Source organism: Exiguobacterium acetylicum DSM 20416, from assembly GCF_000702605.1.
GTDB classification, from domain to species: domain Bacteria; phylum Bacillota; class Bacilli; order Exiguobacteriales; family Exiguobacteriaceae; genus Exiguobacterium_A; species Exiguobacterium_A acetylicum.
Window position 1 is genome coordinate 1,047,477 of the sequence record NZ_JNIR01000001.1, and the last position, 21,304, is coordinate 1,068,780.

Annotated in this window: 26 protein-coding genes; 16 read left to right on the top strand and 10 right to left on the bottom strand. The window is 47.8% G+C overall.

Translation table 11 applies throughout. The features are described from left to right. Nucleotides 1–2: 2 nt before the first annotated feature. Together P401_RS0105570 and P401_RS0105575 are read right to left on the bottom strand one after the other, a co-directional pair. Nucleotides 3–296 (bottom strand): hypothetical protein, encoded by a 294-nt coding sequence (locus P401_RS0105570; protein ID WP_029341604.1) that lies wholly within the window; start codon nucleotides 294–296, stop codon nucleotides 3–5. Nucleotides 297–496: 200 nt separating this feature from the next. Then, entirely contained in the window at nucleotides 497–1,174 is a 678-nt protein-coding gene (locus P401_RS0105575; RefSeq protein ID WP_029341605.1) for a hypothetical protein, read from the bottom strand. A 124-nt stretch (nucleotides 1,175–1,298) separates the two neighbouring features. Between P401_RS0105575 and P401_RS0105580 the strand changes: the two genes are divergently transcribed. Next, nucleotides 1,299–2,372: a threonine aldolase family protein gene (locus P401_RS0105580; RefSeq protein WP_029341606.1), complete on the top strand. Its 1,074-nt coding sequence runs from the start codon at nucleotides 1,299–1,301 to the stop codon at nucleotides 2,370–2,372. Here the strand turns inward: P401_RS0105580 and P401_RS0105585 are convergent. Further along, a complete protein-coding gene (locus P401_RS0105585; protein WP_029341607.1) occupies nucleotides 2,342–2,749 on the bottom strand; it encodes a MerR family transcriptional regulator in 408 nt (135 codons plus the stop codon). The two genes, P401_RS0105580 and P401_RS0105585, sit on opposite strands and share 31 nt — an antisense overlap. A gap of 82 nt (nucleotides 2,750–2,831) precedes the next feature. Between P401_RS0105585 and P401_RS0105590 the strand changes: the two genes are divergently transcribed. Both P401_RS0105590 and P401_RS0105610 read left to right on the top strand, forming a co-directional pair. After that, entirely contained in the window at nucleotides 2,832–3,581 is a 750-nt protein-coding gene (locus P401_RS0105590; RefSeq protein ID WP_029341608.1) for an SDR family NAD(P)-dependent oxidoreductase, read from the top strand. A gap of 768 nt (nucleotides 3,582–4,349) precedes the next feature. Further along, complete coding sequence (locus P401_RS0105610; protein ID WP_029341610.1) at nucleotides 4,350–4,598, top strand: hypothetical protein; 249 nt, start codon at nucleotides 4,350–4,352, stop codon at nucleotides 4,596–4,598. A 68-nt stretch (nucleotides 4,599–4,666) separates the two neighbouring features. Here P401_RS0105610 and P401_RS0105615 read toward each other — a convergent pair whose 3' ends face one another. Then, entirely contained in the window at nucleotides 4,667–4,993 is a 327-nt protein-coding gene (locus P401_RS0105615; RefSeq protein WP_029341611.1) for a DUF3139 domain-containing protein, read from the bottom strand. Nucleotides 4,994–5,066: 73 nt separating this feature from the next. Between P401_RS0105615 and P401_RS0105620 the strand changes: the two genes are divergently transcribed. Both P401_RS0105620 and P401_RS0105625 read left to right on the top strand, forming a co-directional pair. Next, the gene (locus tag P401_RS0105620; RefSeq protein WP_029341612.1) at nucleotides 5,067–5,363 is read left to right on the top strand and encodes a hypothetical protein; all 297 of its coding nucleotides are present in this window, start codon (nucleotides 5,067–5,069) and stop codon (nucleotides 5,361–5,363) included. Further along, nucleotides 5,356–5,550 (top strand): hypothetical protein, encoded by a 195-nt coding sequence (locus P401_RS0105625; protein WP_029341613.1) that lies wholly within the window; start codon nucleotides 5,356–5,358, stop codon nucleotides 5,548–5,550. Before P401_RS0105620 ends, P401_RS0105625 begins: the two co-directional genes overlap by 8 nt. A gap of 203 nt (nucleotides 5,551–5,753) precedes the next feature. Here P401_RS0105625 and P401_RS0105630 read toward each other — a convergent pair whose 3' ends face one another. Beyond that, complete coding sequence (locus tag P401_RS0105630; RefSeq protein WP_029341614.1) at nucleotides 5,754–6,170, bottom strand: hypothetical protein; 417 nt, start codon at nucleotides 6,168–6,170, stop codon at nucleotides 5,754–5,756. 261 nt (nucleotides 6,171–6,431) lie between these two features. Between P401_RS0105630 and P401_RS19100 the strand changes: the two genes are divergently transcribed. The 3 genes from P401_RS19100 to P401_RS0105645 all read left to right on the top strand — a co-directional run bounded on the left by P401_RS19100 (nucleotide 6,432) and on the right by P401_RS0105645 (nucleotide 9,085). After that, nucleotides 6,432–7,337 (top strand): methyl-accepting chemotaxis protein, encoded by a 906-nt coding sequence (locus tag P401_RS19100; protein WP_029341615.1) that lies wholly within the window; start codon nucleotides 6,432–6,434, stop codon nucleotides 7,335–7,337. A gap of 116 nt (nucleotides 7,338–7,453) precedes the next feature. After that, on the top strand, nucleotides 7,454–8,083 hold the full coding sequence (locus P401_RS0105640; protein WP_029341616.1) for a class I SAM-dependent methyltransferase: 630 nt from the start codon (nucleotides 7,454–7,456) through the stop codon (nucleotides 8,081–8,083). 66 nt (nucleotides 8,084–8,149) lie between these two features. Beyond that, nucleotides 8,150–9,085 carry a cation diffusion facilitator family transporter gene (locus P401_RS0105645; protein WP_029341617.1) on the top strand — a complete coding sequence of 312 codons (936 nt, stop codon included), beginning with the start codon at nucleotides 8,150–8,152 and terminating at the stop codon, nucleotides 9,083–9,085. Between the two features lie 47 nt (nucleotides 9,086–9,132). On the opposite strand, the gene P401_RS0105650 is transcribed toward P401_RS0105645, so the two are convergent. Next, nucleotides 9,133–9,450 (bottom strand): hypothetical protein, encoded by a 318-nt coding sequence (locus P401_RS0105650; protein WP_023468204.1) that lies wholly within the window; start codon nucleotides 9,448–9,450, stop codon nucleotides 9,133–9,135. A gap of 174 nt (nucleotides 9,451–9,624) precedes the next feature. Here P401_RS0105650 and P401_RS0105655 point away from each other — a divergent pair, with 174 nt between their 5' ends. After that, on the top strand, nucleotides 9,625–10,824 hold the full coding sequence (locus P401_RS0105655) for an MFS transporter (protein ID WP_029341618.1): 1,200 nt from the start codon (nucleotides 9,625–9,627) through the stop codon (nucleotides 10,822–10,824). Nucleotides 10,825–11,202: 378 nt separating this feature from the next. Further along, the gene (locus tag P401_RS0105665; RefSeq protein WP_029341619.1) at nucleotides 11,203–11,943 is read left to right on the top strand and encodes a sugar nucleotide-binding protein; all 741 of its coding nucleotides are present in this window, start codon (nucleotides 11,203–11,205) and stop codon (nucleotides 11,941–11,943) included. A gap of 51 nt (nucleotides 11,944–11,994) precedes the next feature. On the opposite strand, the gene P401_RS0105670 is transcribed toward P401_RS0105665, so the two are convergent. Together P401_RS0105670 and P401_RS0105675 are read right to left on the bottom strand one after the other, a co-directional pair. Beyond that, on the bottom strand, nucleotides 11,995–13,134 hold the full coding sequence (locus P401_RS0105670; protein ID WP_029341620.1) for a globin domain-containing protein: 1,140 nt from the start codon (nucleotides 13,132–13,134) through the stop codon (nucleotides 11,995–11,997). 139 nt (nucleotides 13,135–13,273) lie between these two features. Further along, nucleotides 13,274–14,905 carry an ABC transporter substrate-binding protein gene (locus P401_RS0105675; protein ID WP_029341621.1) on the bottom strand — a complete coding sequence of 544 codons (1,632 nt, stop codon included), beginning with the start codon at nucleotides 14,903–14,905 and terminating at the stop codon, nucleotides 13,274–13,276. Nucleotides 14,906–15,007: 102 nt separating this feature from the next. Here P401_RS0105675 and P401_RS0105680 point away from each other — a divergent pair, with 102 nt between their 5' ends. Together P401_RS0105680 and P401_RS0105685 are read left to right on the top strand one after the other, a co-directional pair. Then, nucleotides 15,008–16,243 (top strand): MDR family MFS transporter, encoded by a 1,236-nt coding sequence (locus P401_RS0105680; protein WP_029341622.1) that lies wholly within the window; start codon nucleotides 15,008–15,010, stop codon nucleotides 16,241–16,243. A gap of 15 nt (nucleotides 16,244–16,258) precedes the next feature. Further along, nucleotides 16,259–16,831, top strand: a complete 573-nt coding sequence (locus tag P401_RS0105685; RefSeq protein WP_029341623.1) for a GNAT family N-acetyltransferase — start codon at nucleotides 16,259–16,261, stop codon at nucleotides 16,829–16,831. Nucleotides 16,832–16,890: 59 nt separating this feature from the next. Here the strand turns inward: P401_RS0105685 and P401_RS0105690 are convergent, their stop codons facing one another. Both P401_RS0105690 and P401_RS0105695 read right to left on the bottom strand, forming a co-directional pair. After that, nucleotides 16,891–17,649 carry a hypothetical protein gene (locus P401_RS0105690; protein WP_029341624.1) on the bottom strand — a complete coding sequence of 253 codons (759 nt, stop codon included), beginning with the start codon at nucleotides 17,647–17,649 and terminating at the stop codon, nucleotides 16,891–16,893. Nucleotide 17,650: 1 nt separating this feature from the next. Then, nucleotides 17,651–17,974 carry a PadR family transcriptional regulator gene (locus tag P401_RS0105695; RefSeq protein WP_029341625.1) on the bottom strand — a complete coding sequence of 108 codons (324 nt, stop codon included), beginning with the start codon at nucleotides 17,972–17,974 and terminating at the stop codon, nucleotides 17,651–17,653. Between the two features lie 156 nt (nucleotides 17,975–18,130). On the opposite strand from P401_RS0105695, the gene P401_RS0105700 reads away from it, so the two are divergent. From P401_RS0105700 to P401_RS0105715, 4 genes are all read left to right on the top strand, one after another. Further along, entirely contained in the window at nucleotides 18,131–18,901 is a 771-nt protein-coding gene (locus P401_RS0105700) for a CPBP family intramembrane glutamic endopeptidase (protein WP_029341626.1), read from the top strand. 84 nt (nucleotides 18,902–18,985) lie between these two features. Further along, nucleotides 18,986–19,651 carry a GntR family transcriptional regulator gene (locus P401_RS0105705; protein WP_029341627.1) on the top strand — a complete coding sequence of 222 codons (666 nt, stop codon included), beginning with the start codon at nucleotides 18,986–18,988 and terminating at the stop codon, nucleotides 19,649–19,651. After that, nucleotides 19,651–20,583 (top strand): DMT family transporter, encoded by a 933-nt coding sequence (locus P401_RS0105710; RefSeq protein ID WP_034785991.1) that lies wholly within the window; start codon nucleotides 19,651–19,653, stop codon nucleotides 20,581–20,583. Before P401_RS0105705 ends, P401_RS0105710 begins: the two co-directional genes overlap by 1 nt. A gap of 16 nt (nucleotides 20,584–20,599) precedes the next feature. Continuing rightward, nucleotides 20,600–21,301 carry a DUF554 domain-containing protein gene (locus P401_RS0105715; protein WP_029341629.1) on the top strand — a complete coding sequence of 234 codons (702 nt, stop codon included), beginning with the start codon at nucleotides 20,600–20,602 and terminating at the stop codon, nucleotides 21,299–21,301. The last annotated feature ends 3 nt before the right edge of the window (nucleotides 21,302–21,304 follow it).

The window sequence follows — 21,304 nt, forward strand, 5'->3', positions numbered from 1 at the left end:
TTTCATTGTAAGATGACGCAATATGATCGATCGGAAATGAGAGGCGCCGATATGACATAGACCGCTTTGACGGGAACACCACCGACACGTGCATCGAGTTGTTTGAGCTGGGACCGAATCTTGCGGCTTAAGCCATAGCGTGTTTCAGTACTGAGCTCATCGACATCTTCTTGGACGTGCAAGAGAAGTTGGAACGGTTCAAGCGAAAAGATTGAAAAATCACAGGAAATCCGCGGATCCTCGAACTTTTCATTCAATTCCTTCTTGATGTAATAGGCTTCTTGTGCACTGATCATCTTCTCTCACCTCACTCTCCTGGTTGAACGACTTTTTCTCTACTATAGTCTATATTACCCAGTTTTCTGGCAACTAATCGTCTGATTTTGAAAAATAGTCAATCCAAACTTTAAAAACACTTGAAACGTTTTTTTAAGATGTCATCCTACTCGACAGCAAAAGAAAAACCGCCGAGCTTCAATGAGCAGGGCGGCAGGATTCAAGAGATCGATGATTGAACTTGGCATGTTCGAAGATACTGCTCCATCGCTTGGCCGAAGAAGGTCAATTGATGCGTCGAGATGACCGGTACCTTCCCATACCGCACTTCAAAGTAGAGCGGATCAACAGGAGATGGGAACGCAATCCGATCAAACCATTCCGTTACCGTCTCGTGGGTCCGGCGTTGTAAGGACAGTGGCAATTGTGCATTAAAGTGAGCGAGTTGTTTTCGAATCGAGTCAGCAGGCAGGTCTTTTGTCTCATAAATGAAGATTGGAAATCGTGGCGGAAGCACATACCCTGATGGATCGATACGAGGTCGACGCAACCACTGGAGATAATGCCAGAAAAACCAGCTACAAAACAGGAGAATGAGACATAGTATGAGAAGATAAGGAGGTGTCGTCACCGAAGAATCGAACCCTGTCCGGAACCATGGAGCTGGTGGATCGACTTCGCTCATCGTGACCGTGCTCTCGCCATAAGACGTTCCTTCTTCGATCGTATCGAAGATCGATTCCTTTGGACCACAACGATCGACGCAATATGTATTCGTTGCTGGATCAATTCGTCCAAGCAGTGACGTATAGAGCGACGGGACGAATTGTTGCACGGTAAGTAGTAGTAGACAGACAAGTGGGATAAGAAGCAATAGGCGAGTGCGAAGCGTTTGCACGATAGGGACACCTCCTTTGACGAGTACGTTTAACAGACTTTCGCTACACAGTATAGCAAAAGTGGAGAGGGAATATTTTGATTTTTTCAAAAAATAGTCATTGATTTAGAAGGGAATGAAAGAGATGGATTTACGATCGAGTTACCAAGAAACGACGAAACGTTTAGATGGACATGGTAGTCGGACGGTTGGCGTGTTACAAGAAGCGCTGCGAACTGTCTCAGCTGATCAACCAAGTGACATCTATGGCAACGGCGAATTCATCAAGACGTTCGAGCGCAAGATGGCAGACTTACTTGGGCATGAGGATGCGGTCTTTTTCCCGAGTGGTACGATGGCGCAACAGATTGCGCTACGCATCTGGTCGGATGAACAGGGTAATCGCAAGGTCGCCTATCATCCGCTTTGTCATCTCGAAATCCATGAGCAGGACGGCTTAAAGAAATTGCACGGAATCGAACCAGTACTAGTCGGAGAAGCCGATTGGTTGATGACGATGGACGACATTAAAGCTTTGCCGGACGTCAGTTGTCTGTTACTCGAACTGCCACAACGCGAACTCGGTGGATTGCTTCCGTCACGTGAGGAACTTGAAATCATCTGCACGTATGCCCGTAAACAGAATATCCGACTTCACTTGGACGGTGCCCGTTTACTTGAGGTCTTACCGTATTATGAGGCAGAAGCAAAGGACATCGCGCAACTGTTTGATAGTGTCTATATCTCATTTTATAAAGGACTCGGCGGTGTTGCAGGAGCGATTTTAGCCGGACCAGAAACGTTTTGCCAAGAGGCGCGAATCTGGAAACGGCGCTATGGCGGTGATTTGATCAGTCTCTATCCGTATATCCTATCCGCCGACTATTATTATGAACAACGAAAAAACCGCATGGCGGAGTACCATGCAGCCGCAAAAGCACTAGCGAGAAGGTTGAATGCAATTCCAGGCATCTCGACTCGTCCCCTTGAGCCTGTCTCAAACATGTTTCATCTCTACTTCAAGGCAGAAAAAAAAGTCGTCGAAGAAAAATTGATTGCCATCCAGTTGCAAGGACCGGTTTGTATCGCCGGCTATCTAGTTGAGAAAGACATCGGCTGCGCAACAGAAATCAACATCGGCGATAGTTTTCTTGCGTTAACGCCTGACGAGCGGAAAACGGTCTTTCGTCAATTGACGGAGGCGTTTTCCGAGGATTGAACAACATCAGGAGCGGGAATCGTAGGATGGAGGCGACGATAGGTGTCGACTTTTTCTGCGATCATTCGCTCCGTTTCCTGTAATGCTGCCAGTTGTGCCAAGACGTTCGCATGGTGTGCTTCAAGCAATGCGAGCCGTTCCCGTGTCGTATCCTGCTCGCCGTGGGCAAGGAACAGCGTCACATACGAACGGATCTGCTCGATCGGCATATGCGTTTCGCGCAAGCGAAGGACGAACCGAAGCCACGTCACATCTTGGTCGTCGTATCGACGTTGACCGTTCTGGCGCTTCGGAAACAGTAGCCCTTCTTTCTCGTAATAGCGAATCGTATGGGCACTCGTATCGGTCAATCGACTGGTTTCAGAAATCGTATACATACATCTCACCTTTCTGCTTGACTTAGAGTTCACTCTAAGGATTAGACTCTCACTATACCAAATCAAAAAGGGGATATGCTACATGAAGTACACGGTCATTACAGGAGCAAGTTCAGGAATTGGATATGAGACAGCAAAACTACTCGCAGGAAAAGGAAAATCACTCGTTCTCGTCGCACGGCGGACGTCTGAGCTCGAAAAACTTCGGGATGAAGTCAAACAAATCTCACCAGACAGTGATGTCATCCTCAAGTCGGTCGATCTTTCGGATAACCAAAACGTCCATGATCTGTACGAAGGCTTAAAAGAACTCGAAATTGAAACATGGATCAATAATGCCGGGTTCGGTGATTTTGATCTCGTCCAAGACATCGACCTAGGAAAAATCGAAAAGATGCTCCGCTTGAACATCGAGGCGTTGACGATTTTATCGAGTCTGTTCGTTCGCGATCATCATGACGTCGAAGGAACAACACTTGTCAATATCTCATCAGCCGGCGGTTACCGGATCGTGCCGAACGCGGTCACGTATTGTGCGACGAAGTTCTATGTCAGTGCCTATACAGAAGGGCTCGCGCAAGAACTGCAAAAAGGTGGCGCAAAACTTCGGGCGAAAGTGCTTGCACCAGCTGCGACAGAGACGGAATTCGCGGATCGTTCACGCGGGGAAGCAGGGTTCGACTACAGCAAGAACGTCAAGAAATACCATACAGCGGCTGAGATGGCAGGCTTCCTGCATCAGTTGATCGAAAGTGACGCGATCGTCGGCATCGTCGACGGTGAGACGTATGAGTTCGAATTGCGTGGTCCGTTGTTCAACTACGCAGGATAAAATAGAACAAGGTCCCTTTTTCGAATGAGAAAGGGACCTTGCTTATGTAAGCATAATTCGAACAAGTTTCATGAATGGATCAAAAAAGGACGTCCATCACTTATTTTTAAAGACTTTCTTCGCTAATTTCCATACGACATAGACGACTGCGCTAATGATCAGAAGATTCATCAAGGCACCGAAAATCATAAATTGCCCCACGAGTTAACCACCTTTAAATCCTTTTTAAGAGGAGTAAGCATTTTATTTACGTTTTTGTTTTGAGAACCTCAAGCTGATAAAGAATAACGCCATCAGCACGATAGCGATGTTCACGGCTAACGTTAATCGCTCATTTTCAATCACTCGACCATTCAAGAGATTCAAGATGATAACAAGCAACATAAATGACAATAAAAAGTATTTTATGGATTTATTTATCATGAATTACTTCCTTTTTTTGTGTTCTTGTATTAGTTTAAACATATCGCGCATTTTAAAACAAGGGGAATCAAGTTGGACGGAACATGTCAGAGTATTGAAAGTAACGTCAAATGACCATTGGAAAAAAGGTGATCGAATGAAAAACATGATGTTCTTAGGACTCGTCGTTCTCTTACTCACGATGCTCTTTTTACTTCATTATGGGCTACATCTCATCAGTGATACGACGCTGAAAATATCTTTGTTGGCTTCGCTGATCATAGTATTGATTGCGCGGAAAAAATGGAAGATTACGTTTTCTACTGCGGAATGATCTAGAGAACGTATGAAGAATTGGGAGAGAGAATGAGCGTCAATGAATTTTTTGACTGGAAAATCAATTTAGAGGATGAACTGTATGCTGTCATTGATGAGAAGGCGAGAAAAATGGTAGTGATGGGGAACTTCATCGAACTAAGCGCGGTCTTATGGATGGATCGAAATGATGTCCTTCAGTTAAAGCCGACGTGGGATTGTGTCATTTCCATCGACGATGCTACAAAACAGATTACGATTCGCTCGTCAGAATCATTGAATATGAGAGAAGAATGTTAAGTGATCAAACAATCGAGTCCATTCGTGCGATCGCTGAATGGGCTCGATTGTTATTTAAAGTACGATATCTACTTTAATTCATGTTGAACGGAGCCAGTCACTTCAACATGATGCTGGTCGTATACAGTCGTCAGTACATGATCTTCAACGATTTCATAGTTGTATATATAGTCTGGTTCATTCGTGTATTTGATTTCCAACACGTATCTTCCGGTCTTCGACTCAAAGACCGTTTCTTTTTTTGAAATATCTTGGTCGTATTCTGATTCAACTAACATTCGTTCAATCTTGATTTCAGTCATCGTTTTAGAAACGAAGAGGTGAGTCGGATAGGCAGCTATCAAGATGACGAGAACGATAAGTGTATAGATGAGTGGACGTACTTCTTTTTTCATACAATCACATCCGTTCCGATGAAATGAATAGAGAAGCTAGGTATTCTATATTGAAGATGAGGAGAGATATGTGATGGGAAAAAACAAAGACGAGATACCGTACTATATGAGGAACGTTCCGTTCTTCTTCCTAACGGCACTCCTCGCACCCGTCGCGGTATTACTTGTCCTACTCCACTGGGAAAAGCTCACTATGCAAATGAGAAATAATCATTTGACGTTCTCGATCTTAATGACCATGTTATACATCTCGAAAATACTGCCTGAAGGTCTGTTTAAAATCATATTCGCTGTCTTTACGTGGACGTTGATTCTTTTCGTGACATACATCTACTTTGGTGGCGGAAGAAAAGGAGGGGGACATGAGTAAGTATCATCTATCGAGTATTCGCTTAATTCTGATTGTCGTCATCACGTCGTCAATCTTGTATTATGGATTCGACTGGGAACTCGGGTATGGCATTATCTGGTTGATTGGTTTAGTAGGATTTACGATTTATCGCAACTTTGAGGCTGCTCGGAACGAGAAAATCGAAGCGCAAACGAAGAACGATTGATTTCATTTGAAGTCCATCGTTCTTTTTAAATATGACCCCACCGAACTAAATCTTCAAGGTAATCACGATACGATTCCATTTATTATCTTTTTCACCGACGCACTGGAATTCACCTGCTTTTACACAAATAGACCGTTGGACGAGTGACGAGTCCAATGGTCTATTTGTGTTATTTGTCGTCCTGTAGAACACATTTCATCGCCTTAGATCATTTTATATCCCATTCGTCTCGCCTCGATGAAAGCAGCAGCAAGAAAGGCGAAGCCCCCCCAAAGGATCCATGCTGCCCCACGTCCGACGAGTAAGGGATCCGTTCCATACAGCGATGTGCCCCACGTTAGAACGATTCCGTCTAAAAACGTCGCCATTAACAGTCCGAGACTGACACCCGGCACCATCTGTTCAGCATTCAAGCATGCAACTTTTTTTATGATGATGACGGAAATCCACGAAACCGGTAAACCAATCAGGAAGGCAATCACGTTTCCAACATTTTCGAACATGCCGATTCCAGATCCGAATCTGACTGACAGGGCACCGACGAACCAAAATGCTACACCAAGTACGACCAAGACGATAGCTTGTCCTTTCGAGAATAGAGGGGGCTTATCATGTGTCATTTGTATTTCCTCCTTAAAGGTGTAGTATTTACTACATAAATAAATGTAGCATCTACTACGCTTTTTGACAATGCCATGGTGTATCGATTGTAACTGTCACAATCTTTTTATCGAAGTGATTTCGTTTTCGTGAAAAACAACTTGAATAATCGCCGATTCAGCTATAAAAAAGGTCAATCGATGACGATAGATAGGTACAGATTGTTCCTTTGAAAAACTGTCTTAGTACATGAACGATACATAGAAGGAGTTAATGACACCATGAATGAAATCTTACCGAGACCGTTACGTTCACCAGCGATTTTGTCGAGCCTTGAAGCAAACGTCGCGATGATCTGTTTTGATCGCCAACGACGTGTCGTCGACGTCAATGACTTGTTTGCGAAAACGATGAAATATAAACGAGACGAGATGATTGGCCTACAGCACCATACGTTTTGCACACCAGAATTCGCGAACAGCCGTGAGTATCAGGACTTTTGGACACGCCTGTTTTCGGGCTTCAGTACATCGGATAAAATCAAACGGGTCGATGCCCGGGGCGACATCTTATGGCTTGAAGCAACCTACATGCCGATTTTTGAAGGAGAAGAGGTCGTCGGCGTCGTCAAGATCGCGAGTAACATCACGGACCGGATCGACCGTGTGCAAGGATATGCGAAAAGCTTCCAGACGCTTGCTGAAGGACTGAATCTGCAGTCGATTCAAGGATCGAAAGAGGGAACCCAGCTTCAAGAAACGATGAACACGATCGCGAGTGAAACGGCAGAAAACCAACAGACGTTCGAAACGTTATATGACCAAGCAATCGAGATCACGAAGATTGCTGATACGATCAAGGAGATTGCTGCCCGGACGAACCTGTTGTCTCTGAACGCGGCAATCGAGGCAGCACGGGCTGGAGAACACGGTAAAGGATTTACCGTCGTTGCGAGCGAAGTCAAAAATTTATCAGATTTAGTCGGCAGTGCAGTTGTCGAAGTACGGACGAATACGGAAACGATGAATCGTCAAATCATGGCGATGATGAAAAAGATTGAAGCGTCCCATCTCGAAGTCGCGTCGAGCCTTGCGACGGTAAAAGAAACGATGCAACGCTTTACCGCAATCGAAGAGGTCGCACGACAACTCGAGCAGCAAACAGAGGATTTCCGGTCGTTCATTTAAAACAATTACCTGCGATATTTCAGCAATGTGAGGGGATCACATTGCTTTTTTGATAGTGTTGAAATATCTAGGAAATGATAATGGAGTCATGGGAGTAGATAGTCAGGAGGGTAGAAATGAAGCAATTTTGGAATAGATTCATCGATCAACAATATGCGAAACCACGGGGAATCATTGGAGCGTCAATTGGTGAGATCATGGTCCGGCAACATCATGAAGAAATGAAATGGACGATCGACATACTTAACGTTCAGGCAGGAGAAACTTTTTTAGAACTCGGTACAGGTGCGGGACATGGCATTGCCTATTTGCTTTCGCAAACAGATACGAAGCACGTTACAGGTCTCGATCTGTCAAAGACGATGGTCCGGTCAGCAACTTTTCGTAATCGGCAAGCGATTCAAGCAAACCGAGCGACGATTCAACAAGCCGATATTAATCATTTAAAATTACTCCATGAGACGGTCGACGGGATCTTTAGCATTCATACGGTATATTTTTGGGAATCCGTCGATCAGACATTACAAGAACTGTATCGCGCTTTACGACCAGGCGGGCGATTCGTTTTAACATACTGTGATGGAAAAGCAGGGATTGAGTGGTTAGATCTTCAAAAACAAATCGAACAGGAGTTCATTCCACTTGCTGAACAAGCTGGTTTTATAAATGTCGTATTAATACGCGGTCCAATCATTCGGTCGTTTCATACGGTAGCGCTTGTGGGATATAAAGGATGTGCCCGTTGACCAAAGGGAGGATCCACGTTATAATTCAAATAGACGTTTGAATGAACTGATAAAGGAGGCAACGTCATGGCACATGATCATCATCACCACCATCATCATACCGACAATAAAAAGGTACTGCTCTTATCGTTCCTGATCATCACCGCGTTCATGGTCGTCGAAGTCATCGGCGGGATTTGGACGAATAGTCTAGCGTTGTTATCGGACGCAGGGCATATGCTCAGTGATTCGATTTCACTTGCAATTGCCCTGTTAGCCTTCCAGTTCTCGAGTCAAGCACCGGATGCGAACAAGACGTTCGGTTCAAAACGCTTTGAAATCTTAGCCGCAATCATAAATGGCGTGACATTGATCGTCATCGCTCTCTATATTTTCATTGAAGCCATCCAACGCTTCATCGATCCACCCGCTGTCGCAACGACCGGGATGCTGATCATCGGTGTCCTTGGCTTGCTCGTCAACATTCTCGTTGCTTGGATCATGACACGTGGCGGTGGACATGAGCACAACCTCAACATGCGCGGTGCCTATCTGCATGTCTTAAGCGACATGCTTGGATCGGTCGGTGCGATTGCAGCTGCTCTTCTGATCATGTTCTTCGGTTGGGGATGGGCGGATCCACTGGCGAGTGTCATCGTGGCGATCCTCGTCTTACGGAGCGGCTATTACGTGACGAAGGCATCCGTTCACGTCTTGATGGAAGGAACGCCGAGCGATGTCGACATCGATGAGGTCGTTTCGACGATTCAGACGAACGAAGCCGTCCTCGGACTACATGATCTGCACATCTGGTCGATCACGAGTGGCTATAACGCATTATCGTGTCACGTCGTCGTCAAAGAGGACATGACCGTCCGGGAGTCAGAGTCAATTCGCGAACAGATTGATCACGATTTGAAACACGTCGGTATTAACCACGCGACCATCCAGGTCGAGACGGATCAGCACGCACATGGCAATACGTTGTATTGTGACGGCAAACACGAATCGCATACGCATTAAAAAAACGAGCACGCGTCCAAATCGGACGTGTGCTCGTTTGCTTATGCTCAAATGATCGGCACCGTTGGTAGAAACAACGTCGCGAACAGACTGATACTCAAGAACATCGAGTATCCGAAAAAGGTCGTTTTGGCATTTCCAGCAGCTCGGTTACCTAAGTACATGAAAAAAACAATGGATAAGAACGTCAAACCCGTCAATACGGACGAGTGGTGTTGATCCGGCGAAGGAGCAAGCGACTGGACAAGATGCGCGAGACCAAGCGGCAGGACGATCAAAAGAAAGTAGTAGCCTAGACGTGCCTCAGATGGGACGTCGACCTGTTCCTGTTCGGTTTCATAGTCATAACGCGTTTGCGTTTTCATGGATCTTCACCTCTCTATGCGTTTAGTATAGCGAATGAACATGTCGGCTCTGTTACAGACGGGTAAGAATGCCTTAACAGACGATGACGATGTGATGACGAAAAAAGAATGGGCAGTAATTGAGAAAAATTGTAAGATAGACAAGAAGTCGTTTTAGGAAAGGAATAAAGAATCATGTCACGTGCGTTTCGTTTTATGTATGTCTCGGATTTGTTATCGACCGTCGGGACGAGTTTCGTTTATATCGCGATCTACTGGTTGAGCGCGGAAGAGATCAGTGCTTCTGGCGTCGCCCTGATTGCGACGGGTGTATTCTTGATTCGTTTTCTCGTTTCGACGTTCGTTGGACCGTGGATCGACCGCTTCGTCAGCGCATCGTTGTACCAAATGTCGTTGCTCATTCGATTGCTTGCACTTGGTATTACGTTAGCAGGAATCGGGATGACGGACGTCGTCCTGCCGTGGTTACTCGGCTTACTCGTCGTTCAGACGATTTTACAAATCATTAGTGGCAATGCCGTCTTCACATGGGTCGTTGATTTAGTCGAAGATGACCAATTACCGCAAGCGAATGCCTATCTCGCAACGATTGAACGAATCGGGACGTTAAGCGGATTCTTGCTCGGTGGGATGATGATCGCCCGTTTTTCGATTGCGAGTATCTTATGGCTTGATCTTGGACTGCATCTCGTTGCCTGGTTGCTCGTCCGACACATGACGGGACAGGTGGCTGAAGGGGTGCGTACCGGATCGTACCGCGAAGCGTTACTCGAAGGAATTCGCCACGTCGCGCGTGACAGTCGCTTGAAATGGATCCTTGGTTGTGCGATCCTCGCAAATTGGATGATCACACCGATGAACACTTTACTTGCGCCATACGCGAAGGACGTCTTATCGGGGAATGCACAGACCTTTTCTGCGCTTGAGCTAGCAACAGTAATCGGGGGAATCACGATGTCGCTCCTATACGGGAAGTGGGTCGTCTCGATAAGACAGGATAAGCTGTTTCGCGTCGCTGTTGTACTGCAAGGGCTCGCGATTGCAATCGTTGCTTATGTCTCGTCCGTTCCTCTTGCGATTGGCGGGTTCGTCTTACTCGGCATGGCGCTGACGTTGTTTGGGATTCCGTTTTCGACCTTGTTACAACGCTCGACGCCTGCGCACTTGCTCGGACGGGTCCGGACCGCGATGGTCGCAGCATCAACGGCGTGTTCCGCGCTCTGTTACGGTCTATCGTCGTACTTGACGACGTTCTTCAGCATCTCGTTCGTCTTCCTGTTCTTTGCCTTGAGTGGTCTTGTCATGACTAGTATCTGGTTACTGATTCATCGTACCGTTTCCTTTACGGAGGAGCGACAGGACAAGGTCGGATGAAATATCCGCCTTGAGGTGGAGGTAAGCGGTTTCGCGCTTCTGTACACTAGAAATAGAAATGAACGATGAGGAGTGGAGTCGATGGAGAGTTTATGGATCACGGCACTATTGTTTTTGATTCCGATCAGTGGGATGACGGTCTTCTTGAATGTACTGTGGCGCCGAATGGAAACGGAAGGCGTTTCAGAGTAAGGATGAACTAACTAAACAGTGCGTCTGCTTACCAATTTTAGATTGGACAGCGGACGCTTTTTTCATTTAGGCATGAATGGTCGTAGAAGAATGACCTCAGATTCGTTAAATCAATACTTCCCGTGTAAACTGAAGTAGTAAGTGGTTTTATGATTTTTCGATCGAAGATAAGGGGGAAGCATCAACATGAAAGCAATCATTACAGGCATGAACGGTACGGTAGCACCCGTCGTTGCGGACGTCTTAGCAAAACACAACATCAAGACGGTCGCGTGGGACCGGACGAAAGTCTCAACGACCAATGAATCCGCAATGCGGACATTTTTAGAAACCGAACGACCGGATTATTTCTTACATATTGGGATGGGGTCCGTCAGTTGGACGGAAGCGCTTGTCCGCTTGTGCCAAGAGTATAAGATCCCATTCTTCTTCACGAGTACGGTGTCTGTTTTCTCCGATGACGTGCCAGCACCGATTAAAAAGGATGCTGTACCAGACGCGACCGATGAGTATGGTGCGTATAAGATTGCTTGCGAAAAAGCAATTCAAGCAATCGATCCGCAAGCGAAAATCGTCCGGATCGGCTGGCAGATTGGAACGGAGGCAGGGTCGAACAACATGGTCGACTTCTTTACGAACGAAATGAAGCAGCATGGCGTTATTCAAGCAAGTCGAAACTGGTATCCGTCGAGTTCATTGCTTGAGGACACGGCGGAAGCACTTGTTACGATTTTACTTCAACGCGAAGCGGGGCTCTATCAATTGAACGGTAACGATCGTTATTCGATGTACGATTTAGCGCGTGCCTTAAATACACTCCACGCGAAAAACTGGACGATTGAACCAGTTGATGAACCACGCCGGGATAACCGAATGGCGACAGATGTCGTCTTAGTTCGTCCGTTATCAGAACGATTACCACTCTAATCAAACATCCCGCTCTTCTTGACGCGTGTCAAAGAGAGCGGGATGTTTTTTTTACTGCGTGACTGGCGTTTCCGCTGCAAAAGCAAGCGCTGGTCCAAAGATTTCGTAATGAAGTTTATCAGGTGATGCTTTGAAGTGCTCAATGACAAATTGAATCATTGCTTCCGGACCACAGACGTATGTCGGATCCGTGATGCTTGCGATGACGTCTTTCGGTAAGCGTCCCGCTTGATCTGTTGCCTGATGTTCCGCGTAACGAACGACGCGCGCTCCACGTTGCTCGAGTAAGGCGAGTTGTTCGTTAAATGGACGATTGCGTTCATCTTGGACGGCGTAATGTAACGTTACCTGGCGACCAGCAGCTAACGCTTCCTCTGCCATCGCAAGCATCGGCGTGATCCCGATTCCGCCAGCAATTAATACGACGGGTTCACCTGATGCATCAAGCGTGAAGGCACCAGCCGGCGCACTAATCAATACCGTGTCACCGATTCCAGCTGCATGTAAGTAATCCGAAACGATTCCTTCTCGTTTGACGCCAATCGTATAGGTAGTCGTGTTCGATGCCGTCGTCAGACTGTATTGACGGTTTTGCCATAAGCCGTCTTGATCTTGAATTCGTACCGTAATGTATTGCCCTGCTTGATAAACAGGAAGCGGACCGTTCGTTTTAAAAGTCAGCGAGCGAATTCCGTCTGCTTGTTCCTGAATGTCAGAAATCTCGACGGACTGATAACCGGAAAAGCCTTTCGCCTGTTCGTCCTGCGCGTATAGTTCAGCTTCAAGTGCGATGAACAGATCGGCAATTTCACCGTACGCTTCGCCCCACGCTTGCAAAATCTCCGGCGTCGCTGCTTCACCTAAGACGTCTTGCATCGCTCCGAGTAATTCTTGTCCGACGAGCGGATACATCTCCGGTTTGATTTGTAGACTGCGGTGTTTATGGAGTACCGGTAATAAGACCGGCTTTAACGTCTCGAGTCGATCGATGTGAGCAGCAGCGGCATACACGGCAGTCGCGAGTGCTTGCGATTGTCGGTCGCTCCGTTGATTTGATTGATTGAAGACGTGTTTCAGTTCCGGATGAGCCTGAAACAAGCGCTGATAGAAGACTTTCGTGATTGCGGCGCCGTGTGACGCAAGGACTGGAACAGTCGATTGAACGATTTGAATGGTAGAGGTTGATAACATAAGACCACTTCCTTTTCATTAAGTAATGAAGACAGTCTTAGTATTTCGTAGCCTCACCTTTAATACAACATTTAAAATACTAGATTGACGAATGTCGTGCGTTTTGTCACAAGCAGGTCAAGAATTCGTCAACGATTCGTCACGATTGATTGGAGATCCAGAGCTTTGAGAAATCAAAGTAACCGAACGAGTCAATCGTGATATTTTGCAGTTCGATCGGATACGGAATCAGACGAGTATCGTGATAGAACGGAATGAAATACGATTCGTCGATCAGGTAACGCTCAATCGCTTGATGTATCGGAAGCCAATCTTCAAACGGTGTCGCATCGTATTGTTCAATCGATTTCAGCATCTCCGGCATCTGTTGAAACAGTCGGATCGGCGGTGAAAACGTATTCGTCATGAACTGATAGAAGGCGTACTGGACATTCCGCTCGAACACTTCGGCGTGGACGGCGAGATCGATCGTATCGTACGCATGAAAATCCGTGATGCTCTCTTCAAACCCCACTTCGACGAACTCATACGGAATTCTGTCCTGATCAAATCGCTGACAGAGCCAGCGTGTCACCTTGTCCGTAAAATCAGTCAGCTTGATTCGGATCGGTTGCGTGAACAAGACGGCAGGACCATCCGGGACAGCATACGGTTGACTATAGGACTCAAGAAAACCACAGTCGTTCGGTTGTGCCCGTTCATGAAAGTCATGAATGCCACCGCGTACTTCTGCGACAAGCCGGTGGATATAATGCCGCGCTGCTTTTGATTCGAACGGACCACCAGCACGTGGATGAAGCAAGACGAGACCAAAGCCGGATTGTGTGGCGATCGTATCAATTGGACTAGAGTCAGAAGCCGATGTCCGGTAGACCGGGTCGTATTGCTCCGGCATCTGGATGAATTCAATCCGGTCGAGCAGGGCACGGATGCCGAAGTAGTTCGGGAAAGCCGTCAGAACGGTCTTCTTGTCGTCGTGTTGCGTCAGTTGGAACGATCCTGTTCCGACACCGTCCTTGATAATGCTCGTGTGAATCGAGGCAAGCTGTGGCAAAATCGAACTCCGCCGTTGATCGAGTGTGAGATCGACCCGGTACGGACCGTTCGAGACGATCTGTTTCACGTGCCGATAGGAATAGGCGTAAGCAGGGTAAGCAATCAAAGCACGCAGACTCTTCGTCACTTCTTTGCTCGTCAGGAGCGAACCGTCATGAAAGCGGACGTCTTTCCGTAAGAAGAGACTGAGCGTCGCCCCGTTCCAGACATAGTGATGCGCCAGTTCACCTTGGATGTTACCGTCGACGTCAATCGTAAACAGGCGGTTGAAGACGTTCTGGACGAGATGAGCACTATGGATATCCGCCGCTTCTAACGGGTGGGTCGTCAGGAAGTTCCGCTTTCGCGGAATCAATAACGCATCAGACGTCGTCTGTGTATAGCCGAATTTCCGTTCGAGTTGCCGCATGAAGCGTCCTGCTTGCGCCGGCGACCAGTCCCACGTTAATTCTTCGGTCACCGATTCGATTGAGTCGCGGTCGATCCGCTCGAGCATCCGTTTCGCATATTCCCGTTCAACGTGACGCAGCCAGACGAGTTCACTTAAGTTGCCTCGTCCACGCCCACTCGTGTAACCAATCCAGCCGTCTTCCTGCCATTTATTGAGATATCGTTTCGTTTGTTTAGGACTTAGATGGATGGCGTCGGCAAGCGTCGCAATCGAGTAGTGTCCATTTCGGCAAGTCCTCCATAACATAAAAAGATAAGCATCCATCGTACTTCTCCTCCTTAAAAGGGGACATCTTTTTTGAATGACGTCCATTTTTCCTGTGTCTTGTCTTGTTTATAATACAGGTAGAGAATGGAAGGTGACAATATGAAATGGAAAGAAATACCGAAACCAATTAAAGTACGTCTCATCACATCGTTTTTCAACCGGGCTGTCTCGTTCTCCATCATGCCGTTCATGGCCCTCCTGTTCGTCCAGGCATTCAACGAAGTCATCGCTGGTGCATTTTTGATCGCGATGGTCTTCGTCAGCTTCATCACCAATCTACTCGGCGGATATCTCGCCGACCGTTTTTCTCGCAAACGTCTACTCGTCACGACTTCTGCGCTCACAGCGCTGACGTTCATCACGATGACGATTTCATTATCACTCGACTGGATGCTACTATTCATGGTTATCTACGCCGTCTTCTCAGTGACGAGTAACCTTGGTCGTCCGGCGATGGGCGCAATCATCATCGATGCGACGACGAAGGAAAATCGACAAGCGGTTTATGCGCTCGACTACTGGTTGATCAACCTCTCGATCGCGATTGGAACAGCGCTCGGAGGCTGGCTCTACGTCAGTAACCAGTTGCTGTTGTTCGGAATCTTGAGCTTCACGTCGTCCGTTTTACCGATTGCGTACTACCTGTTTCTTGACGACACACCACGGACGTGGCAGCGTCAAAAGTTACGTGGAGTCCTCACGGATATCTTCACGAGCTATCAACTTGCTTGGCGAGACCGTCCGTTCGTTAAGGTCGTCTTCGGTTCGATGTGTATCTTGGCGGCTGAGTTTTCGATGGGCAGTTACGTCGCCGTCCGCCTCGCCGATTCGTTCGAACCGCTGTCGTTTGCTGGTTGGTCGATCAATGGGGTCCGGATGATGAGTATCATCAACATCGAAAATACGTTGCTCGTCGTCACGTTGACGTTCATCGTTCAGCGACTAGCGAAGCGTTTGTCTCCGCGCCGGACGCTCGCTGCTGGTCTGATGCTTTACACGATTGGCTACGTCGTCGTGACGAGTGATAACAGTATGACAGCGCTGATGGTCTTCATCTTCATCGCGACGATCGGCGAGTTGCTCTACTCCCCGGTCTTGAACACACAAAAAGCGAACATGATGCCAGCCGATCAACGCGGGGCATACTCAGCGTTCGCCGGAACGTCGTTTGCTGGAGCGGACTTGATTTCTCGGTCGACGATTCTAGTCGGAACTTTCTTGATCCCGTCGATGATGAGTGTTTACCTCGGATTGATTCTTTTGACTGGCTTTGGTTTAGTTTATACAAGTCTGTTCGTGAAGGAATCGGTCGAACGACAGCGAAATGTATCATAATAAGGGGGAGTACAGATGAACTTACCAGATACGATTGAAACACCGCGGCACTTGTTACGCCGTTGGCAAGACGAAGATGCAGCAGCATTGTATGCTTACGCAAAGGATCCGAATGTCGGACCGAAAGCAGGCTGGGCACCGCACGCGTCGCTTGAGGAAAGCCAGGAAGTGATTGGCATCTTTCAAGCGTCACCTGGCGAATATGCCGTGACTGATAAAGAAACGGGGGAAGTGATCGGGAGCTTCGGGTTTCACTTCAATCGTCGACCGGATGCGTCGATCACCCATGACCGTCAAGTCGAGATTGGGTATGTCCTCGCGCCTAACTACTGGGGAGAAGGGCGGATGCCGGAAATCGTCGAATCAATGCTCGCTTTCATCTTCCGGGAACTGCCGATTGATGTCGTCTGGTGCGGACACTTTGATTTCAACGACCAATCACGCCGTGTCGTTGAAAAACTAGGCTTTACACACGTCCTTGATCGACCATTTGTCTTAGAGCGAATCGACGGTCGGACCTTGACGAGTCATGTCTACAACTGGACGCGTAAGCGGTATGAGGCAGAGTACGGGATAAAGAATACGTAATACACAAAACGACCTCATCGCTGAGGTCGTTTTTTACTATCAGAACGAAAGCAGATTTTTCAGTGACTCGACGATTTTGACTGATTTTGTTTAGATTCTCGAATAAAAGCAACTGTGATTGTAATAGCAGCAACAGCATATCCGACGAGTCCAGAAGTCAATTCCGACCAATCAAATACAGAACGGAGAATGATTTGAGGAGCAAAATAGACGAGTAATGCAATCGGCAAAATCCATGTCTTTGTCTTCCATGCTGTGACGAGAATCCAAACAATCAATAGGGCACCAATCATCCAGCCGACGCTTAGGGATAACGTGATCTTTGGCGAATCGATAAGTCCATTGACGATCAATAGTCCGATGATGAGTAAAATATGAACACTCCCATGAATCCCGTAAAGCATGATACTAGGGCGCGCGCTATCCCGTAAAGCATCTTGACGGAATAGAAGCGCCAGTGTCGTCAAATACACAATACTAATTAGTAAAAATCCGCCAACGAGCAGCATGCTGAACGTCGTTGTTCCATTCAGGAGATTTTGGAGATAGAGAAAACTCGATGCACCGAGAAAAACTTGCAATACGTTCCAAAATACTTCTTTCGGATCAAACGCCATCTCTTTCGATATCGACTGGATATAGGCAGCAGGACTCTCGCCAGTAATCGCACGAACCGATTTCCCGTCCGATTCCGCTTCGATCAGATGGTCTTCGAGTTCATGAACAATCTCGTTCGTCGTCTGTTCATTTTTTCCGGAAGCAAGTAGGTATACCTTTAAGTCTTCTAAAAATCGTGTTGATTCCGTCGATAGGGTCATCTCAATCATCCTCCTTTAAAATGCTTTCGACACTCATCGAAAGGTGATGCCATCGTTTCGTAAAAGCAGCAAGTTCTTCCATACCGCTCGTCGTGATCGAATAATATTTTCGCTTTGGACCAGACGGGGAAACGCGTGAAGTCGCTTCGATCCAGCCCAGTTTTTGCATCCGGATCAATAAGGGATAGATTGTTCCTTCGCTGATGTCAGCAAAACCGTATGCTTTGAGTTTCGTCGCCAGTTCATAGCCATAAATCTCTTCTTCCGCGATCAGCGCAAGTAAACAGCCATCGAGAATCCCTTTTAACATTTGTGTCGAAGACATCCGCATCTTCCTTTCGCTACTTGGTATTACAAGGTAATGATACGCTAAGCTATTTTGTATTGCAAGGTAGTGGGGGAAAAAGGTTCATTTCTCTGAAAAAAAGGTAAATCAATGATACAGAAGGAAGGTCGCTCGTTTGAAAAGGAGGTCCTGATCGTGGATAAGCGGAACACCATTGTCTCGGCAACCGTCATCTTCGTCATCATGGGTATCGTCATGGCTGTCTCAGCATTTGGCTTCGGCATTCGTTACGGTGATCCTGAGTTGTTACGGATCGCGATTTTTGGTGAAGTAGCGTCAGCCCTCTTTCTCGTCTGGTACATTCGTCGTCATGCCACGTTTGCTGCCGTTGGGTTTTTGAAACTACAAGCAAGAGGACTCGTCTGGTACATTCCGTTACTATTGATCGTTCTCTTTCAAGTCGGACTGATCGTCAACGCCCTGTTCACCACGTCACTTTCGTCGTCGGTGCTTCAACTCGTAGGGATCGTCTTCCTGACGACCTTATTCGTCGGCTTCAACGAAGAAGTTCTGTTTCGAGGCATCATCCTGCGTTACCTTCGACCGAATGAACATCCGTATCGTGCCGTCCTCATCAGTGCGCTTCTGTTCTCGTCGTTTCATCTGCTGAATCTGATTGCCTTGATTCCACCGGCAGCGATGCTGTTCCAACTCGCGAACACGTTCGTATTTGATGTATTCTTTGCGATCATCGCACTGAAGCTGAATAATCTATGGCCGTTGATCATCTTCCATGCCTTATGGGATTTCGCGAGCATCGCTGCGGATGTCGTCAACGTCAATTTAGGGATTACCTCGCTATTAACGCAAGTCTATCTTTTAGTTGCGATCGTCATTCAACTGATCTTGTTAAAACGACATGATCTCAGTCACTTAAATGGACCGATGAATCCGCGAAATGTTTGAATAGCCGACTCTCCGTCATGTGACGGTGAGTTTTAATTTTGAATAAAGGTAGTAACGATGATTAATATGTAATATATTACTTGTATGAAACCTACAGATGATTTAGCGATTGCACGACTTCCTCTCAGTGAGGAAGTGTATCGACGTTTGCAACATCACATTATCACCTTACGCCTTGCCCCAGGTGAGAAGGTGAACGATCAAGCGCTCGCGGAAATGTTCGGTGTCAGTCGGACGCCGGTCCGCGAAGCTTTGAAACGACTCGAAGAGGAGGGATTGATTTTTGCGAAACGGGGTTCGCGGACGATCGTGACGGAGCTCGATGCTGAACAGGCACAGCAAACCTATCCGATCATCGCGACATTGCATGGACTAGCAGCACGCCTGGCGGGACCAGTGCTGACTAAAGACGACGTGACGGAACTTCAAACGATTCATCAACAGTTCACGACGGCGATTGATCAGCAGGATACGGAGACGGCACTGACGCTTGACGATGCTTTTCACGATGTCTTCGTGAAGCGGAGTCAGAACGCTCAACTAGGAGAAACGATTCGCCGATTGACACCGCTGATCCGCCGGCTCGAATACGCCCAGTTCGATCGACTCGGACGTCAGTCGATTGCCGACCATGCCGCGATTTTAGTTGCGTGTGAACAACGGGATGTCGAACAGCTCGTCCAGGCGACGGAACACAACTGGAACGGGCTCGGTCGTCTACTTGTCTCAACACTAAAGGAGGAGAGCTGATGCGACCGATCGTTTACGGCATCTTAGCGGCGATGTTCTTTGCCGTCACCTTTATCTTGAATCAATCGATGCAAGGAGCAGGGGGGCACTGGATCTACAGTGCGTCGCTCCGCTTTTTCTTGATGTTGCCGTTCTTCATCTTCATCGTTTTGATGCGCCGGGGCATTGGACGTGTCATACAAGCCCTGCGAACAGATATCGGCTTTTGGTTACTGTACGGAACGATTGGTTTTGGGCTGTTTTACGGTAGCATTTGCCTCGCTGCCGATCATGCACCGGGCTGGCTGATTGCCGGAACGTGGCAATTGACGATTTTAGCCGGACCACTGCTTGCGCCCTTGTTCAAACAACGGATTCCGTGGTCGGCACTCAAGTATTCCGTCTTGATCGTCCTCGGTGTCGTCGTCATGCAAGTATCCGTCGCAGGAAGTCTGTCGCTGCAGTCGCTTCTGTTCGGTGCCTTGCCGGTGCTCGTCGCTGCGATCGCCTATCCGCTCGGGAACCGAAAGATGATGGAACGGTATGGGGACAAACTTGACGTTTTTGAGCGGATTCTTGGAATGACGATCGCAAGTCTGCCATTTTGGATCGTTCTCTCCGTGATTGCTTACATACAGGTCGGCTTACCGAGTGTCAGCCAAGTGACGCAGTCCGGCTTCGTCGCCCTATTCTCTGGCGTCATCGCGACATCGCTCTTTTTCTACGCGACGTCGCTCGTTCGGACAGAACTGGTTCGGTTAGCTGCGATCGAAGCAACGCAATCGTTTGAGATCGTCTTTACCGTTCTTGGCGAGATGCTGTTTCTCCACGCGGCACTGCCGACGGGACTCGCGACATTCGGGATCATCCTCGTCATGCTCGGGATGACGCTGCATAGCTTGAATCAGGCGGAGCGAACGGTCGTCCGTCCTGATAAACGAAAAATCAATTGAGAAAGTAGGCTGTCAGATGGTTTTAACAGGTACACTCGTCAATACCGTCCTGATCATCATCGGGACGTTGCTTGGATTGATGTTCCACCGGATTCCGGAACGGATGAAGGAGACGGTCTTACAAGCGATCGGTCTAGCCGTCGTCGTCCTCGGGATCCAGATGGGGATGAAAAGCACGAACTTTTTGATCGTCATCGGTAGTCTTGTCCTCGGTGGAGCAATCGGAGAGTGGTTCCGCCTCGACGAGAAGCTCGACCGAATGGGGGCGTGGCTCGAACGCAAGATCAGTCGCGGTCGTCCATCAAATATCGCCGAAGGCTTCGTCACCGCGACGTTGATTTTCGTCATCGGAGCGATGGGTGTCCTCGGTGCGCTCGACGGTGGACTGCGTCAGGATCACGACGTCCTCTATACGAAGGGGTTGATTGACGGCTTCACGGCGCTCGTCCTCAGTTCAACGCTCGGGATCGGCGTCATGTTCTCAGCGATTCCCGTCTTCCTCTATCAAGGGGCGATTGCACTAAGTGCCGTTGCGATCACGAAGTTCATTCCCGACGCCGCGCTGCAAGAATTCATCTTGGAGATGACGGCGACCGGTGGAGTGATGATTGCAGCGATTGGTCTCAATCTAGCCGGAATCACGAAGATCCGCGTCGCGAACTTGTTACCGGGCATCGTCATCGTTGCTGTCATCGTGACGGGATTATATCTATTCTAACGA